Raw genomic sequence first — 15,642 nt, forward strand, 5'->3', positions numbered from 1 at the left:
CAAGCCCCCTTTAAAGCGTTAAATCTTTAAAGGGGGCTTTTTGTTAAAGGACTTGTTCTTCAAGCAATGCTATTATTTTTTCACTGGCATCCTTACAAAATCCGGGATGTACCCTGGAAGTCTGGAGCACAGTACTCCGCATTGCTGTAAGCCAGCGAAACCGTGAGGCTGCATCAAGCTGACCGATTGGCCCGCTCTCTTTTGTACCTGCACAAATTTGTTTTAAAGCCTGAAGGTTGCTTTCAATTTCATGAATATCTGTAGTTTTAGAAAAAGCACTCAGCTTTTCTTTATTTAACAGGATCTCTGCTTTTAAAAATTTCTGTTTAGCACAATACAGGATCACACCTACATTCATAAATTCATCACGTTCCACCCTGGGTACAACGCGGATTATCGCGTACTCAAATAAGTGACTGTCTTGCATTTTGTGCTTCTTTTACAAAAATTTCTGACTTAGCAATTCTCAGTTCCAAAAACCGTGCATAGGCATTCCGGTGTTCTTCTGCCGAACTGAAAGCCTGTTCTTCACATAACCATTCTGCTGGAATAAGACCGACTACTGCGTGAATGAGTTCTTTAGTGATTATTGAGTTGAATTCGGCATCTACGGCCTCCAATTCTGTAGCCCATGGCAGTAATACATGATCTTTAATCAGGGCAAAAGGACGCTGTGCCTGTTCTTCCCAGTTTTGCCACGAATGGTGGAAATACAGGGAAGCACCGTGATCGATCAGCCATAATTCTTTGTGCCAGATCAGCATGTTGGTATTACGGGCTGTGCGGTCCATATTGGTCAACAGACAATCCAGCCACACAATTTGCGAAGCTAGTTTTGCATCTATAGTGGTTACTGTCGGATCAAAGGTAATTGCACCTGACAGATAATGAAGTGCAAGATTAAGCCCGACACTGGCTTTAAGCAGATCCTGAATTTCTTCATCAGGCTCTGTCCGGCCAAAGGCCTCATCTAAATTAGCAAGCACAATTTCAGGCACTCTGAATCCAAGTGCCCGGGCAATTTCACCTCCGATAATTTCTGCAATTAATGCCTTAACTCCCTGTCCGGCACCACGGAACTTAAGGACATAGAGAAAATCATCATCGGCCTCTGCAATAGCAGGCATAGATCCTCCTTCGCGTAACGGCGTAACATAACGGGTTACACTGACGGTTCTGAGTTGAAGTTCGTTAGTATTCATCATAAAAAAACTTTGGATAGAGAAGGCTTGAAATTTAGGCAAAATTATTTCAATGACCTCATTTAAAAACCCGGAAAGTTTTTGCAGGGTGTTGATGAGACTTCTCAGCGCCTACATTCTGAGGGATGAGAAGGAATATGATCAGAAGAAAACGAAGAGATGTTTCCAGTTCCATAACAAGTAGTTTATATCGCGTTAAGTAAAATAGGTGAAGCGGCTAAAAGGGGACTGGTGGCTGAAGCGCCAATATAAATTTTCGATCTCCAAACAATGAAAGTACAGCTGCTAATCAACTTAGTATAATCAAGATTACCGGATTTATCCAGTCCCTGTCCAAAAATCAAGGTATAGGTTTCAAAACGAACCAATCCTTTTGGTATATTTTTCATTATAATACTTCCTGAGTATTGATAAGGAGCAGCTTTACTGGTAGCGATCATGTTTGTTCCATCGTAAAGATCTGGGTTAAATTCTCCCTGGAACAATGCAATCCACTTTTTGTTTGCTTTTATTTGATTACAGCACGGACTTGCAAAATGTGCAATCAGAAAATCTGTTCCGATATTATCTGCATTCACGCTTATATTACTGCACACAGCAGGAAGCGATTGATTTAATATAGCTGATACACTTAAGGAAAGCGTAGCTACAATTGTTTCTGTCTCTCTCCCCTTATCTATCCCTAAACCGATTATGTAATTCTTTTTTCCAATAGAAAGCGCATCAAACAGGTGTTCTCCAAACAGCTCACCGCTAATTATTTTCCTGGTTTGTAATGCTTCAGCAGTCGAAAGAGCCCGGGTTCCTTCCCAAATAGAAAGAAAGCAACCCATAGCTCCCGGGTCTGAACCAGGTAATAGATTGAACGAAACGGCTGCCTGCTTTTCATTTACCGGCTTTCCGATGAGTTGAATAACGCCTTGCGTACACATAACTTGTAATGATTTAAGAACAAATATTTAAATCAAATATCCAGTTGACGGGTCAAAAAGAGCAGGGTGAAAACAGCTTTTCGGCTTCAGCATTTTAGCTTTATTAAAAGGCAAAACACAGTTTTCTGTAAGAAATATTTTACCTAGGTTAGCATAAAAAAACACCCATATTATGAAATTAAAATTTACTATTCTATTTACTGCATTAATTGCTGTTGCTGCTGTAGGCTGTAAGCAGAAAGAAACAACAACTGAAGAATCCTCCACAACCAGCAAAGGTGCGACTATACCTGATTCGGTTTTAGTGGACGTAAGAACTGCAAAAGAATATGTTGACAATTATGCTCCGCATGCAGGTTATGTGGAACCGACTGAAGAAGAAGTAAAAGCACGGAAACCAAAAAAACCAGATACAAGATGCGTTTGGTTCAGTAAACAAAGATTAAAGGAAATGCTGAATCAGCTGGAACAAGAAGATGGAGATGGTGTCCGTTTTTATATGATTACTTATAATAAAAATTATGATACTACGCTTGTAGGCAGAAAAACACCAGTTCCACCAAAAAAATACTGGGGATACAATACGCTGTTAATGGTTTCAACCAAACCTGTTAAAGCCGGTGAGGAGATCCTGCATTACGACTATTACAATAATATTGTTAATCAGGAAGGTGCAGTTCAAAAGAATACAAAACCAGAAAAGCCAGGCTTTATAGTAACTTTCACTCCTGAAAACAGAGGTGAATTATGTCCACCTCCATCAGATTGTTTTTTAATAGGAGCAACTTTACTTGACCCGGTACAAAAACCTGATATCTTACAGAAGAAATAATATGCACGAGTTTTTCACTGTCAATACCGTTACGGAACTCATTTGCCTGTTCATAAGCATTGTGTGCTTATATAAAGATAAAAATGTATACTGGAGATCCTTTATGCTCTATCTTTTAATGGTCTGTATCGTAGAAATGGCTGGCATCAGTTTACGCCTTCAACATAAACCAAATTACGCTCTCTATACTTGGTTCCTGGTGGTTGAATGTACAATGATAAGTTGTTTTTTTTATCATTTGTACAGGAAATACCAACACAAACCTGGCCAGCTTTACAGCTGGTTAGGTTTGTTTATTTTAGTCTTCATCCTGGAGTTATTTACGAATCATTTTAGCAATTTCGCTTATAAAACAGCTGCTTTCATGTCGGTTGTTTTCGTTATTGCCAGCTTGTACTATTATATGCTCATTCTAAAAGATGAGCATTTCAGAAAGCTCGAAACTTACCCTCCCTTCTGGGTAGTCAACGGTGTGCTGTTTTTCTATTTCGGCAGCACCGCATGTAATGTGTTTTTTGACTATCTTTTGCAAGAAAAAGCCCATTCAATTAGTGTATCCACAAGATATATTACTTTTAATATCCTGAATGTACTTTTATATAGTTGTTGGTCTTACGCTTTTATATGCAGATATCGTCAAAGGAATTAATTCTATTAATTGCCATAATCACTTTCATTTTCCTGATCGCCCCTCTTTTCCTGATTATTTATATTTTTTTATATAATAAAAAGAAAGCGAAGCATCTTGAAGAAAAAGAAGTACTGAAGAAAACATTTGAACTGGAATTACTGAAAAGCCAGGTAGAAGTGCAGGAACATATCCTGCAAACTATCGCAGGTGATCTGCATGATAATATAGGACAATTACTAAGCCTGACCAGTATGACATTAAGCTCTATAAAAGCAGATCATTTAAGAGAGGAAAAGATTAATACAGCGTCAGAATTAACCCAGCGTGCAATTAAAGAACTGCGGCAGCTCTCCAAAAAAATGAACGGACAGGAACTGATCAAAAAAAGTCTTGGTCATGCTATCGTTTATGAACTGGACTGGCTCAAAAAAGGGCTTGCTTACGAAATCCAGTTCACAGACAACGCCACACATTCTATTTCGGCAAACGCAGACAAAGAGTTAATTATGTTCCGGTTATTTCAGGAAATTCTGAGTAATATTATTAAACACGCACAAGCCACCCGGATCAAAATCACTATTGATCAAACCAAAGATTATCTGTCACTTTTTGTACAGGATAATGGAAAAGGTTTCCTCCTGGAAGAAAAACTAAAAATCAGCGATGGTTTAGGCCTGGCTAATCTTCAAAAGAGGACATTGATGATGGATGGAAATTTCACCATCAATTCTAACCTAGGTGAAGGCACAGAAATTCAAATTTCAATTCCTTATCAATAATTATCTTTAAAATTCACATTAATTAGCCGTAATATCCATATTGTTTCACCAAAAAAAAAGCATTAAAACAATTTAATTTATAAATTTAGGCGCTGTTTAATGAATACAAACAGATTTTAAGAGCGCTCAAAAATGGAAGAAGGAAAAATAGCTATTGCAATCGTTGATGACCACACTTTATTTAGAAAAGGAATGGTTAGCCTGTTAGATGAATCAGATGAAATTAATATCCTTTTTGACGCTTCCAATGGAGTAGAAATGATCAGCATGCTTGCTCAGCAGCCTCTTCCTCAAGTGATTCTAATGGACATTAATATGCCGCAAATGGACGGATACGAAGCTACAAAATGGCTTTCTAATAACCATCCGCAAATCAAAGTACTTGCTTTAAGTATGTATGATGAAGATAAGCCTATTATTGAAATGCTTAAAAGTGGTGCCGGGGGCTATTTGTTAAAGGAATCCAAAACTTCAGATCTGATTACAGCAATCAAAACCATAGCCGCACATGGCTATTTTATGAATAACCTGGTTTCAGGCAAACTAATCCGGTCCTTACAGGAAAATAATCCTGCAAAAACCCTGTTACAGGAAATCTCAGTAAATGAACGTAGATTTTTAGAACACTGCTGCTCTGAATTCACCTATAAAGAAATTGCTGACAAGATGAATCTCAGCCCGCATACGATAGATAATTACCGCGAATCCCTCTTTCAGAAATTTGAAATAAAATCACGTACAGGACTTGTTTTATTTGCACTTCGCAATGAACTGATTAAATTATAGCAGATTTCCTTACCAGCTTCCTCCAGCGCCACCGCCACCACTGCTTCCACCACCCCAGCTACTACTGCTGCTGCTGCTTGAGGAAGAAGAACTACTGCTTCCAGAATCTGACGAACTGGAATCATTACTTCTGGTTAATACAGCAATGACAACCGCTTTGATAAATTCTTCATAACCGCAATTTTCGCATATTCTAACATCCTTACCCTCACCTTCTTTCGTATAGGTTGCTTTTTTGAGCGTGACTAACCGTTGTTTACCTAAAGTTCTGGCATTACACTCAGGACAAACTGTAAAATCATCAAAATTGCTGCCTGGATAATTAATAATTTTATGCTCTGCCTGGCCACTGCTTAACCAAATATCATAATGGTTCACCTCTAATTGTTCTTCTTTAAGCTGTCCTTTAGTCAAAAAAGATTTCGCCTGCGCAGTTTGATCTCTGTCTATCCTGCTCATCTCTTTATCATGGCTGTCCAGCTGTGGCTTAAAACGGCTGGCCGACCGGCTTCTGCGATAAGCTTCAAAAAGCATTGCAATTAAAATTAGTGGAGAGGCAACCAAATAGAAAACTGAAGAGCGGTTTAATGCTTTCACAGCCTGGTTAAAGTTCAGGTCATCCTGATGCGTTTTTCTTAAAACGCTGATCGCATTCAAATACCTGGAAAGAAGCATTATAGATAAAACAACATAAAGCACAATTGGTATTGTATTAATATCCAAAGACTTGACCCAATCATAACCAATTGTAAACCCGATAATAAAACCAGCAGCGACAAAAACCATAAATAAACCTCCGCAGCCGCATCCTATGGTCTTATCATAGCCATTTGTTTTAGCAGCAGCTTTACTTTTGGAAATTTCAGGGGTCTTTTTCTTAATCCCAAGAAATACAACGGTGAATAAAATGATAACCAGTATTGTACTCCCAATCGTCCATAGCCAGCTATTGCGCAGGCCAGTATCCGGAGGCAGCAATTGACTGAGTTCCTTTTGATTTCCGGGTTGGTTCAGATAAGCAGCAATTGTACTTAAAGCACTAACCACCCCTTTGCTATAATCTCCTTTTTTAAAAGCAGGAATCAAAAAATGATCTCCAATTCTTTTGAGCGCTGCATCAGGCAGCAGCCCTTCCAAGCCATATCCGGTAATGAAACGATACTGTTTACGGTCTACAGCAATGAATAATAAAAGCCCGTTATCCGCCTTGCTTTTTCCTATTCCCCACTGTCTGAAAAGTTGTAACGCAAAATCATATTCCTCCTGAGCTGCGTCAAAATCATTGACAACCACAACAGCCATTTCAACTTTTGTTTTTTGCTCCAGATCGGTAATCGTTCTGTTCAGAGAGTCAACACCGGCAGTGCTTAAAATAACATCAGGATTACTTACATAACCGCTACCACTGGCTTTTGGATCAGGAACCTCTGTAACTGTATATTTATTTTGGGCATATCCAGCTTGAATAAGGAAGCAAAACAGGATAGAAAACAGAAGATGGTATTTTTGCATTTTAGTCATTGAAGTTCCGGCATTTTGTTTCTTCCGTCATACCCGGAATTCTCCGGATTTAAAATCATTTGTGTAATATTTCGTGCTATGCTAAAGTAATTAAAAATATGTTAAATATTCAAGGAGAATCTAAAAACAAAAAAGGGTTAACCTGCATTACACAGATTAACCCTTCTTTTTGATTTAACTCCTGTTAATATCCTGCATTCTGAACATAGTTAGGGTTAGAAAGCTGATTATCTGGTATAGGGAATACCAGATTTCTCGGATCGTCAACTTGTTTTTCTTGCCAGGGGGTTAAAAATTTACCAAAACGGATTAAATCCTGTCTTCTTACACCTTCCCAGAAAAATTCACGTCCACGTTCATCCAATAAATTATCCAATGTTAAACTTCCCAAAGGGCTAGCTCCCCTTACAGTTCTGAGTCCATTCACAACAATCAGGGCAGGGCCGCCTAACCCCGTTCTCAACTGCGCTTCGGCTTTCATTAACAACACATCAGAATATCTATAGTATACCCAGTCATTGTCTGCTTTTCCGGTTGAGCCATAAATATAGTCAATAGGATATTTGATGACGCGGATACCGGCAACCTCCAGGTGATTAGGATCAGTTTCCACGTTACTTACCTCTGGCGTAAAGCTTAGATTATTATTACGTCTGTCTTTAATTAAAGCACCTTTCTCATCTAATTGCTGACCAATCAAAAAGCCCACTTTAACACCAGAAACATCTGTTACTCCAGCATATGCACCACCAATACGCTGATCAGTTGCCTCAAATTTCTTATAGAAATCAGATAAAGTTGAAAATCCATTATTTCCATTTGGCTTTTGATTATAATGTAAAGGCATTGTCCACATATCTCTCACTCCACCTGCATCAGAACCACCAATATTTTGGGATGTGAATACATTTTCTTTAGAAATTGCATCATTGTTTGGCGCAAAATTATCAAAATAGTTTTTTGCCAGCTGATACTTGCCAGAATTGATAATTTCATCGGCAAGTGTGATAACTTTTGCCATTTCAGCAGCATCAAAAGTCGGTACCGCACGATTTAAAAATGCACCTTTATTCAGGTAACACTTCATCAACAACATTTTTCCCGCATCTTTATTTGCAAGATAATTAGCTCCATCAGGAAGCGAAGGGATAATTGCAGTCAGTTCTGCAATCAGGTAAGCAATTTCTTCTGGTGCTTTTCTGACCTTCGAAGGTAAACTCACATCATCTCCAGGTTCGCGGTAAGGAACTTGTCCCCAGCCGTCCAGAATAGAAAACTGTGCAAATGCGCGAAGAAATCTTGCTTCTGCTGCCTGTCCAGGTGTAGGATTGTATAACAATACATTGGTAGCTGCGTAACTTACACCATTCAGATCTCTGAAACTGCTGGAAATACGCGTATGATCTGCTTCCCAACGGTGTAAATGTAAAGCACGCCAGGCACCATTGTCATCCCAGTCACCAGCTCTTGTAGGCACAATAGCCTCGTCTGAAGGAAATTCCTGTAATGCCCAAAAACCAAACGGTCCCTGAAAAGGGCTGCGCATAGCCTTATAACTACCATTTAACAAATCGGCAACGTTCCCGCTGTTAATTCCGCCATTACCAATTTGCCCATTTAATTTCTCATCTAATTTTGTACAGCCCGACAAGGATATTGTCAGTGCTACAAAAGCAATTATATATCTGTTTTTCATTTGAATTATCATTAGTTAAAGAGAAAAGTTTACACCTAAATTGAACGTTCTTGACGTTGGATAAGGAATATATTCTACTCCTGCCGAAGGCACTCCATTTAAGCTTTTGTCAACATTTACCTCAGGATCAAAGCCAGTATATTTAGTAATTACAAATAAGTTCTGTCCATTGATGAAAACGTTCATTCCTTTAATTGCCTTCCCAAGATTACCGATTGAATAACCGATTGTAGCATTGGCTAATTTCACATAACTACCATTTTCAATATATCTGGACGAAGCTGCAATTGGATTCGCCAAAGATTCCTGAATAGAAGAATTTAACAGGCTGGAAGCGATATTTCTACCAATTCCAAGATTAGAGATTGGCAATACTGAGTTTGCAGTATTGTTATAAATCTTCTGACCTAATGATCCATTGAAGTTTGCGCCGAAGGTTAATTTTTTATATCTCGCATTCAAGTTAAACCCAAGGATAACATTCGGGTTCGGATTACCCAGGTAATAAGATTTATAGCCATCTTCGGTGTATTGAGATATACCGGCAGCATTTAATCCTTTATACTCTCTGGTTACCATCGCAAACAGTGGTAAACCATCCTGAATAACTTCTAAAGTAACATCACTCAGCCCTTGTCCGCTTAGTGTACCTGTTTTGATTACACCAACTACATTTTGCACTTTATTTTTGATAAAAGTAGCATTACCACCTATAGAGAAAGAAACATCTTGTTTATCAATGATATTCGCATTTAAAGTAAGTTCAATACCTTTATTTTTAATTTGTCCCGGTAAGTTAATCCAGGTGACAGTTACGCCCGGATTTGCTGGCTGTAGTGGAATTTGCGGGAATAAAAGATCAGTTGTTGTTTTATCAAAGTAATCCACCGATCCAGTAATCTTATTGTTGAAAAGGCCAAAATCAACACCAATATTTGTCTGTTTATCAGATTGCCATTTTAATTTTTTATTCTCATTATTTACTCCTACCAGCGACTGACTTGTTCCTGAATAAACAATGTCATAACGTTGTTGAGCTGATCCTGACGGGAATTCCTGATTACCTGTTTTACCATATCCAACTCTTAACTTTAACTGGTTTAACCAGGCAACATTCGTCATGAAACTTTCGTTCTTAATATTCCATGCTGCTGCAAATGAAGGGAAGTAACCATAACGGTTATCTGAACCGAATTTAGTTGATCCATCTGCCCTGAAAGTCGCAGTTAACAAATATTTATTATCATAATTAAAAATCGCTCTTGCAAAATAAGATTGCAATTGATAAGTAGGATCATAATAAGAGTTCGCCGTACGGTTTGCCGGAGCAACAGCATGGAAGATATCTGTATAATCAACGTCTACGTCCCCAAATCCTTTCGCAGTCATGTTCTGACCTTTATTGATATAATTGGTAAACTCATAACCAACGATTGCATTCAAATTAAGCTTATTTGCAATTTCTTTATTAAAATTCAGCGTATTGGTAAATTGCTGTGTAATCAATTCAGTATTTGAATAACTAGCTACCCCACCTGTAAATGGAAGATTTGGTTTTACCCCTTCCAGATTTAGAAAACTACGGGTAGAAGCTCTTCTGATACCAGTACTATAATTGATACTCGCTAACATTCTGAATTCTAACCAGGGCGTGATTTTATAATAAGGTGATACACTTCCTAAAACCGTCGTTACTTTTGACCTATCATTTGAAGCTGCCAGCATGACCATTGGATTAATCGTAGTTGATGTTTGATCAATGAATAAAGATCCATCTGGATTATACATCGAACGGGTAGGGTTCCAGGATAAAGCTTGCCCTATTAAACTACCTGTAAAACCTGCATCAGTAGATATTGGAGGAAGGTTTTCTATATATTGATTACTAATCATATTGACATCTAATCCCAATTTTTTACTCTCCAGAAACTTGAAGTTCCCATTGAACGCTCCACTATATTTTTTGAAATCACTCTTTCTGATAATACCCTGCTGATTTTGATAACCTAAAGAAGCACGGAAAACATTTCCATCATTACCACCGCTGATTGCAACAGAATAATTTTGATTATAACCAGTACGGGTAATCGCTTTCATTGCATCTACATTATCACCGTAATCCAGACCTTTTAAGCCATATTTATTTAAAGCATTGCGAAATTCATCGCCATCTAATGTTTTAAGGCTTCTTGCCAAGGTACTTACTCCAGCCGATGCACTTACATCAATCTTTGTTTCCCCACTCTTACCTCTCTTGGTTGTAATTAAAACAACACCGTAAGCAGCTCTTGAACCATAAATTGCAGTAGCCGATGCATCTTTCAAGATCTCCATCGATTCGATATCAGCAGGGTTGATGAAGTTAAGCGGATTTCCAGCCGACGAAGTTCCCGAAGCAGCTAACTTATTGTCACCGGGAGCAGTGGCTGTTCCACCATTACCAGTTGGCCTGGCAGATCTTCCATCAAGCGCAACTCCATCTACAATATATAAAGGTTGTCCGGAGCCAGTCACCGCTGTATTTCCCCTGATCCTAACCGTAGAAGCACCACCTGGTTGTCCGCTATTGTTAATCATTTGTACACCAGCAACTTTACCTTGAATCAGCTGATCTGGAGCAATTAGTGGTCCTTTATTGAAGTCTTTAGCCGAGATTGTAGTTGCAGCCCCTGTTAAATCACTTTTCTTTACAGATCCATAACCTACAATAGTTACCGCATCCAGATCAGTACCTGAAGATAGGGTGATGTTAACTGTAGTCCGGCTATTGATCTCTACTGTTTGAGACTGAAGGCCCACATAACTGAAAGTCAGCGATTTTCCCGTTGCAGGAACATTGATCACGTACTTACCATCAGCACCGGTCATTGCTCTTACATTTGTGCCAGTAACAGAGATGGTGACACCGATCAAAGTATTCTTTTCGTTATCCGACACCACTCCCTTAACTACGGATTGGGCATAGGAAGAAAGGTTAAAGCTGAGTAGCGCAAGACAACAGAAAATTGTTTTTTGCAGCAGCTGAGATTTGGGCTTATCTAAAAAGACAAACCACTTTTTTTGTAGTAAAAACTCGTTCATAATTATTTGGTTTAGTTATTAGTTGATAAGAAAGGCTTTCTGTTTTTTGATATGTTTTTTAATTAGACAATGGACAATTCGATTTCACAATATTACCAGCCTTTCTACACCGGCTAGTCAAAGCAATATATGTGTAAATAAGCTCTCATGTTATTGATTCCGTATCAATTAAAACTAAAATCAATTTATTGTAACACAAATCACAAAACACTATTAAACAACATATTACACAAATTAAACAATCATATATCTACTAAAATATTTAAGCTTTTATTAATATATTTAGAAATTGTAACATTGTAGAGACGAATACAATAATGATAAAATCATAAATTATTACCAGACATAGTGTATTGAATACAGTATGACAAAAAAATTATATACCTTGTTATGAGCTAATCACTACCTACCCTAACCTATGCAAGCAGACCAAAAGAGAGGTATGTTTTTCATCTTTATTTCTATACTGATGACAAGCACTTTCGTTTCCGGATGTTCTCCGGAAAAAAGCACAAATACAAAACCCGTGATTAAGGAACCTATACAGCTTGTACAACAAGACAGTTTGAACTTTCTTGTGACTGCACTGATACTGACGACTGTCTTTGCTTTTATCGCATGCTACTTACTTTATCAGAACCACGCAAAAAACAAACAGTTAGAATTGAAAAATAAAGAAAGCCTGAAGCAACAAGAAGAGCTTATCGCTTTATCGACAGCTACGCAGGCAACAGCAGAAGCAAAATTCAGCTTCTTTACTCATATTTCTAATGCATTCCGGGTTCCATTGACATTGATCCTTCTTCCTCTGGATGAAATGCTCGACAATAAAAACGCACTGAATATTCCAAAACAACAATTGAACCTGATTCATAAAAATGTTCAGCGGTTGCTATTGATGGTCAATCAGCTTACAGATTTTAGGAAAATAGAATATGATAAAATGAAACTTGAACCGACCTGCCAGGATCTTGTCGCTTTCTCCAGAGATATTATAGCCTCCTTTAAAGCGCTTGCTTTAAGAAAAAACATAGAATTAAAATTATCCAGTTCTGTTAAAGAAATCATGGTGTGGTTTGATAAAAACATGTTTGATAAGGTCTTATTTAACTTAATATCGAATGCCATTAAGTTTAGCCCCGAAAATGGGAAAATACAGCTAAGAATAAAAACAGATCCAGCCGATCAGACTGTGGAAATCGTTGTATCAGACAATGGGAATGGTATGACCGAAGAAGAAATCAAACACGTATTTGAATTATTTTATCAAGCAGATAAAGGCAATTTCTTCGGTTCCGGTCTTGGCCTTTCTCTCTCTAAAGAAATTACTGAATTACATCAGGGAACCCTAGCTATTCAGAGTCAGAAAGGATATGGGACTACATTCTATATCAAACTCCCTTTAAAACAATTACATAGTTCTGAAACGCCTGCTATAAGCAATGATTTCGCTGTAAGTTCCGGTCAATTAAGCCAGTACACCGTTGGTATTCTGCCAGATAACTTACCGGAACCAGTTGCTGCTGAACAAGATGGATATTTAAATGAAGAAACCTTACTCATTATTGAAGAAAATGAAGAACTGCTGGAATATCTGAAAAACAGTTTCAAAGAAGAATATGAAGTATTAACTGCCAGCAGTAATTCTGTAGGCCTGAAACTAGCTTATGAGATGACCCCCGACCTCATTATTACGGATATAACTTTGAATGAACAATCTACCCTGCAAATCACTCCTGCACTAAAAAATGATGACAGAACATCTCATATTCCTATTATCATATTAACAGCAAATGGAGATGAAGCGCATAAGATCAATGAACTTAAACAAATGGCAGATCTGTATATGACCAAGCCCTTTAATTTCATATTACTAAAAGAAAGTGTTAAAAGTTTACTTTGGAACAGGAGGTTACTGCAAAGAAAATTCAGGAATGAAAGCACTGTAACACAACAAACAATTCCGTTAAGCAAGTCAGATAAAAAGTTCATGCATGATTTTACCAGTGTCATTGAACAGAATATTGCTAATGATAAATTTAATGTAGATGATATTGCCAGCGCCCTGGGGATATCAAGAATTCAATTGTACCGGAAAACAAAAGTACTTCTGGATTGTACAATCAACGATTATATTTTAAACCGGAGGCTCAAGAAAGCCAAATATCTTTTAATCAATGAAGATTTGTCCATTTCCGAAATCACTTACCAGGTAGGATTCTCCTCTCCCACTTATTTTTCAACCGTCTTCAAGTCAAAATATAACTGCACACCATCCTCCTATAAAAAACAAATAGGTTTAAATACATAAAAAACACTTGATGAAAACCTGTTAAATTTATCAGGCAACAACTTCGTGATAAAAGAGCTGATCCACATTAATTTCTTATATTGATCCATCAAAATAAATCTTAAAGGAAAACTAAATCGTTATAACATGTACTTACAAAAAGCAATAATTACATCAGTACTGATCGCCGGAATAGGTCTGGCAACAGCAAATGCTCAGGCTAAACATGAGGATACAGAATTTTACACTCCAGTACCGAAAAAAGTAACTCCGGGGAAAACAATAAACGCAGCTCCTTCTGATGCTGTAATTCTATTTGATGGTAAAAACCAGGACTCCTGGGTAATGACCGATGACCGCACAAAACCTGCACAATGGATAGTAGCCAATGGCCAGCTGACCGTTAATAAAAAAGTGGGTAATATTGAAACCAAACAATCCTTTGGCAATTACCAGTTACACATTGAATGGCAAGTACCAAAAAACATAACAGGAACAGGACAACTTCGCGGCAACAGCGGTCTTTTTCTGGCTTCTATGGGCAAAGGTGATTTAGGATATGAACTTCAGATTCTGGATTCATATGACAATAACACTTATACCAATGGTATGGCCGGAAGTATTTATAAGCAAACTACTCCACTGGTTAATCCTTCCCTGAAACCAGGAGAATGGCAAACTTATGATGTAATCTGGACTGCACCGACCTTTAAAGCAGACAGTACAGTAAATACACCAGCAAAAGTAACGGTCTTATACAATGGTGTGTTAGTTCAGAATAATTTTGAATTAAAAGGGCCAACTCAATATGTAGGTACAGCATCTTATACAAAAGCACATGGGCCGCTTCCTGTTAAGCTTCAGGCACATGGTGACAAAAGTGAACCAGTGAGCTACCGCAATATCTGGATCAGAGAGCTTTAAATCAGCGCATTAACAAAAAAGCCGCTTTCATTAAATGGAAGCGGCTTTTTAAATTTCTTAAACTTTTTTAGGAGGAAGATCAAATGCAATAGCCTCATGCTCAAAATGGCCATTATGTGCACCATCACAGAAAGGTTTATTTTTTGACAGTCCACAACGGCAAATTGAAAGTACTTCTCTGCCTTGCAGCCCATACACGTTACCACTTCTGTCAACGATTTCAAAATCGCCCTCGATCTTTACAGACCCATTATTATTGATTGTAAGTTTTGTCTTCGACATCTATTTGTTTGTTTGCGACAAAAATAGAAGTATGAATGGAAAGCGGGAAATCTCATTTCTATTTAGAAACATTATCCCATAAAAAAGGAGCCCCTGTTTGAAACTCCTTTTCTTCTCCGCAATTGACTGATTGGCGAGAACCTATATTAGATTTTAACGACGATAGTTACAAAATCAAAAGTCTTGGATTGATTTTCTTTTGCATACTTGACGGCAAAGATCTCTTGATGTTACTGGTGTTTTTAAATGAAACTGGTGCAATATGCCCTTGATTTTGCAATTGATCTCCAATAAAAAGACCTCCCTCGTTAATTTTGCCGCTTGTACTTTGAATTTTAATTTGATCTTTCATAATAATGGTGATTTGTCAACTAATGAACAACCGTTGTGCCATAAAGTTTACCTGAAAAAATAAATTTTACACTAAATCGTTTATATGACAAAAAACAGTCAAACTTATTTTTACAATGACTCTTTTTAAAGATTTTGATTAATTTTATGGCATCATGGACAAGGAGAAACAGGACTCAAAAAAGGACATCTTCCTAAAATGGATTCGCAGAATTGGCATATGGGGATTTCTGTTCTTTTTAGTGAAAGGACTGATCTGGCTTGCTGTGGGTTATTGGGTAGTCAAATAAAAATCTTAAACATTTTCATCGCTTAACCGTTAAAGGAGAAAAACG

The 15,642-nt window shown here is 37.7% G+C and carries 14 protein-coding genes; 6 read left to right on the plus strand and 8 right to left on the minus strand.

Annotation, left to right across the window (positions count from 1 at the left end):
- Positions 1-43 precede the first annotated feature (43 nt).
- The 3 genes from HDE70_RS13110 to HDE70_RS13120 all read right to left on the minus strand — a co-directional run bounded on the left by HDE70_RS13110 (position 44) and on the right by HDE70_RS13120 (position 2,134).
- Positions 44-427: a DUF3037 domain-containing protein gene (locus HDE70_RS13110; RefSeq protein ID WP_183866548.1), complete on the minus strand. Its 384-nt coding sequence runs from the start codon at positions 425-427 to the stop codon at positions 44-46.
- A complete protein-coding gene (locus HDE70_RS13115; protein WP_183890987.1) occupies positions 405-1,202 on the minus strand; it encodes a HipA family kinase in 798 nt (265 codons plus the stop codon). Before HDE70_RS13115 ends, HDE70_RS13110 begins: the two co-directional genes overlap by 23 nt.
- Before the next feature lie 185 nt (positions 1,203-1,387).
- Positions 1,388-2,134 carry a hypothetical protein gene (locus tag HDE70_RS13120; protein ID WP_183890602.1) on the minus strand — a complete coding sequence of 249 codons (747 nt, stop codon included), beginning with the start codon at positions 2,132-2,134 and terminating at the stop codon, positions 1,388-1,390.
- A gap of 172 nt (positions 2,135-2,306) precedes the next feature.
- On the opposite strand from HDE70_RS13120, the gene HDE70_RS13125 reads away from it, so the two are divergent.
- The 3 genes from HDE70_RS13125 (at position 2,307) to HDE70_RS13135 (ending at position 5,162) form a co-directional block, all read left to right on the plus strand.
- A complete protein-coding gene (locus tag HDE70_RS13125; RefSeq protein WP_183890604.1) occupies positions 2,307-2,966 on the plus strand; it encodes a hypothetical protein in 660 nt (219 codons plus the stop codon).
- Positions 2,967-3,590: 624 nt separating this feature from the next.
- The gene (locus tag HDE70_RS13130) at positions 3,591-4,376 is read left to right on the plus strand and encodes a sensor histidine kinase (RefSeq protein ID WP_183890606.1); all 786 of its coding nucleotides are present in this window, start codon (positions 3,591-3,593) and stop codon (positions 4,374-4,376) included.
- A 132-nt stretch (positions 4,377-4,508) separates the two neighbouring features.
- Complete coding sequence (locus tag HDE70_RS13135) at positions 4,509-5,162, plus strand: response regulator transcription factor (protein WP_183866544.1); 654 nt, start codon at positions 4,509-4,511, stop codon at positions 5,160-5,162.
- 9 nt (positions 5,163-5,171) lie between these two features.
- On the opposite strand, the gene HDE70_RS13140 is transcribed toward HDE70_RS13135, so the two are convergent.
- The 3 genes from HDE70_RS13140 to HDE70_RS13150 all read right to left on the minus strand — a co-directional run bounded on the left by HDE70_RS13140 (position 5,172) and on the right by HDE70_RS13150 (position 11,460).
- Positions 5,172-6,683 carry a TPM domain-containing protein gene (locus tag HDE70_RS13140; protein ID WP_183890608.1) on the minus strand — a complete coding sequence of 504 codons (1,512 nt, stop codon included), beginning with the start codon at positions 6,681-6,683 and terminating at the stop codon, positions 5,172-5,174.
- Between the two features lie 184 nt (positions 6,684-6,867).
- Complete coding sequence (locus tag HDE70_RS13145; protein ID WP_183866542.1) at positions 6,868-8,379, minus strand: RagB/SusD family nutrient uptake outer membrane protein; 1,512 nt, start codon at positions 8,377-8,379, stop codon at positions 6,868-6,870.
- Positions 8,380-8,394: 15 nt separating this feature from the next.
- Positions 8,395-11,460, minus strand: a complete 3,066-nt coding sequence (locus HDE70_RS13150; RefSeq protein WP_183890610.1) for a SusC/RagA family TonB-linked outer membrane protein — start codon at positions 11,458-11,460, stop codon at positions 8,395-8,397.
- Between the two features lie 418 nt (positions 11,461-11,878).
- On the opposite strand from HDE70_RS13150, the gene HDE70_RS13155 reads away from it, so the two are divergent.
- Together HDE70_RS13155 and HDE70_RS13160 are read left to right on the plus strand one after the other, a co-directional pair.
- Positions 11,879-13,771, plus strand: coding sequence for an ATP-binding protein (locus HDE70_RS13155; RefSeq protein ID WP_183890612.1), 1,893 nt, complete (start codon positions 11,879-11,881; stop codon positions 13,769-13,771).
- A gap of 126 nt (positions 13,772-13,897) precedes the next feature.
- Complete coding sequence (locus HDE70_RS13160; protein WP_183866539.1) at positions 13,898-14,674, plus strand: DUF1080 domain-containing protein; 777 nt, start codon at positions 13,898-13,900, stop codon at positions 14,672-14,674.
- A 57-nt stretch (positions 14,675-14,731) separates the two neighbouring features.
- On the opposite strand, the gene HDE70_RS13165 is transcribed toward HDE70_RS13160, so the two are convergent.
- Positions 14,732-14,956, minus strand: coding sequence for a CDGSH iron-sulfur domain-containing protein (locus HDE70_RS13165; protein WP_068396593.1), 225 nt, complete (start codon positions 14,954-14,956; stop codon positions 14,732-14,734).
- 166 nt (positions 14,957-15,122) lie between these two features.
- Positions 15,123-15,308 carry a hypothetical protein gene (locus HDE70_RS13170; protein ID WP_183866538.1) on the minus strand — a complete coding sequence of 62 codons (186 nt, stop codon included), beginning with the start codon at positions 15,306-15,308 and terminating at the stop codon, positions 15,123-15,125.
- 154 nt (positions 15,309-15,462) lie between these two features.
- On the opposite strand from HDE70_RS13170, the gene HDE70_RS13175 reads away from it, so the two are divergent.
- Positions 15,463-15,597, plus strand: a complete 135-nt coding sequence (locus HDE70_RS13175) for an alanyl-tRNA synthetase (RefSeq protein WP_183866537.1) — start codon at positions 15,463-15,465, stop codon at positions 15,595-15,597.
- The last annotated feature ends 45 nt before the right edge of the window (positions 15,598-15,642 follow it).

It is taken from the genome of Pedobacter cryoconitis, from assembly GCF_014200595.1.
GTDB classification, from domain to species: domain Bacteria; phylum Bacteroidota; class Bacteroidia; order Sphingobacteriales; family Sphingobacteriaceae; genus Pedobacter; species Pedobacter cryoconitis_C.

Bases quoted from the DNA above. Each gene is read 5' to 3' on its own strand.
- HDE70_RS13140 (WP_183890608.1), bottom strand. From the start codon at position 6,683: ATGACTAAAATGCAAAAATACCATCTTCTGTTTTCTATCCTGTTTTGC.
- HDE70_RS13165 (WP_068396593.1), bottom strand. From the start codon at position 14,956: ATGTCGAAGACAAAACTTACAATCAATAATAATGGGTCTGTAAAGATC.
- HDE70_RS13145 (WP_183866542.1), bottom strand. From the start codon at position 8,379: ATGAAAAACAGATATATAATTGCTTTTGTAGCACTGACAATATCCTTG.
- HDE70_RS13135 (WP_183866544.1), top strand. From the start codon at position 4,509: ATGGAAGAAGGAAAAATAGCTATTGCAATCGTTGATGACCACACTTTA.
- HDE70_RS13155 (WP_183890612.1), top strand. From the start codon at position 11,879: ATGCAAGCAGACCAAAAGAGAGGTATGTTTTTCATCTTTATTTCTATA.
- HDE70_RS13125 (WP_183890604.1), top strand. From the start codon at position 2,307: ATGAAATTAAAATTTACTATTCTATTTACTGCATTAATTGCTGTTGCT.
- HDE70_RS13110 (WP_183866548.1), bottom strand. From the start codon at position 427: ATGCAAGACAGTCACTTATTTGAGTACGCGATAATCCGCGTTGTACCC.
- HDE70_RS13115 (WP_183890987.1), bottom strand. From the start codon at position 1,202: ATGAATACTAACGAACTTCAACTCAGAACCGTCAGTGTAACCCGTTAT.
- HDE70_RS13150 (WP_183890610.1), bottom strand. From the start codon at position 11,460: ATGAACGAGTTTTTACTACAAAAAAAGTGGTTTGTCTTTTTAGATAAG.
- HDE70_RS13170 (WP_183866538.1), bottom strand. From the start codon at position 15,308: ATGAAAGATCAAATTAAAATTCAAAGTACAAGCGGCAAAATTAACGAG.
- HDE70_RS13175 (WP_183866537.1), top strand. From the start codon at position 15,463: ATGGACAAGGAGAAACAGGACTCAAAAAAGGACATCTTCCTAAAATGG.
- HDE70_RS13160 (WP_183866539.1), top strand. From the start codon at position 13,898: ATGTACTTACAAAAAGCAATAATTACATCAGTACTGATCGCCGGAATA.
- HDE70_RS13130 (WP_183890606.1), top strand. From the start codon at position 3,591: ATGCAGATATCGTCAAAGGAATTAATTCTATTAATTGCCATAATCACT.
- HDE70_RS13120 (WP_183890602.1), bottom strand. From the start codon at position 2,134: ATGTGTACGCAAGGCGTTATTCAACTCATCGGAAAGCCGGTAAATGAA.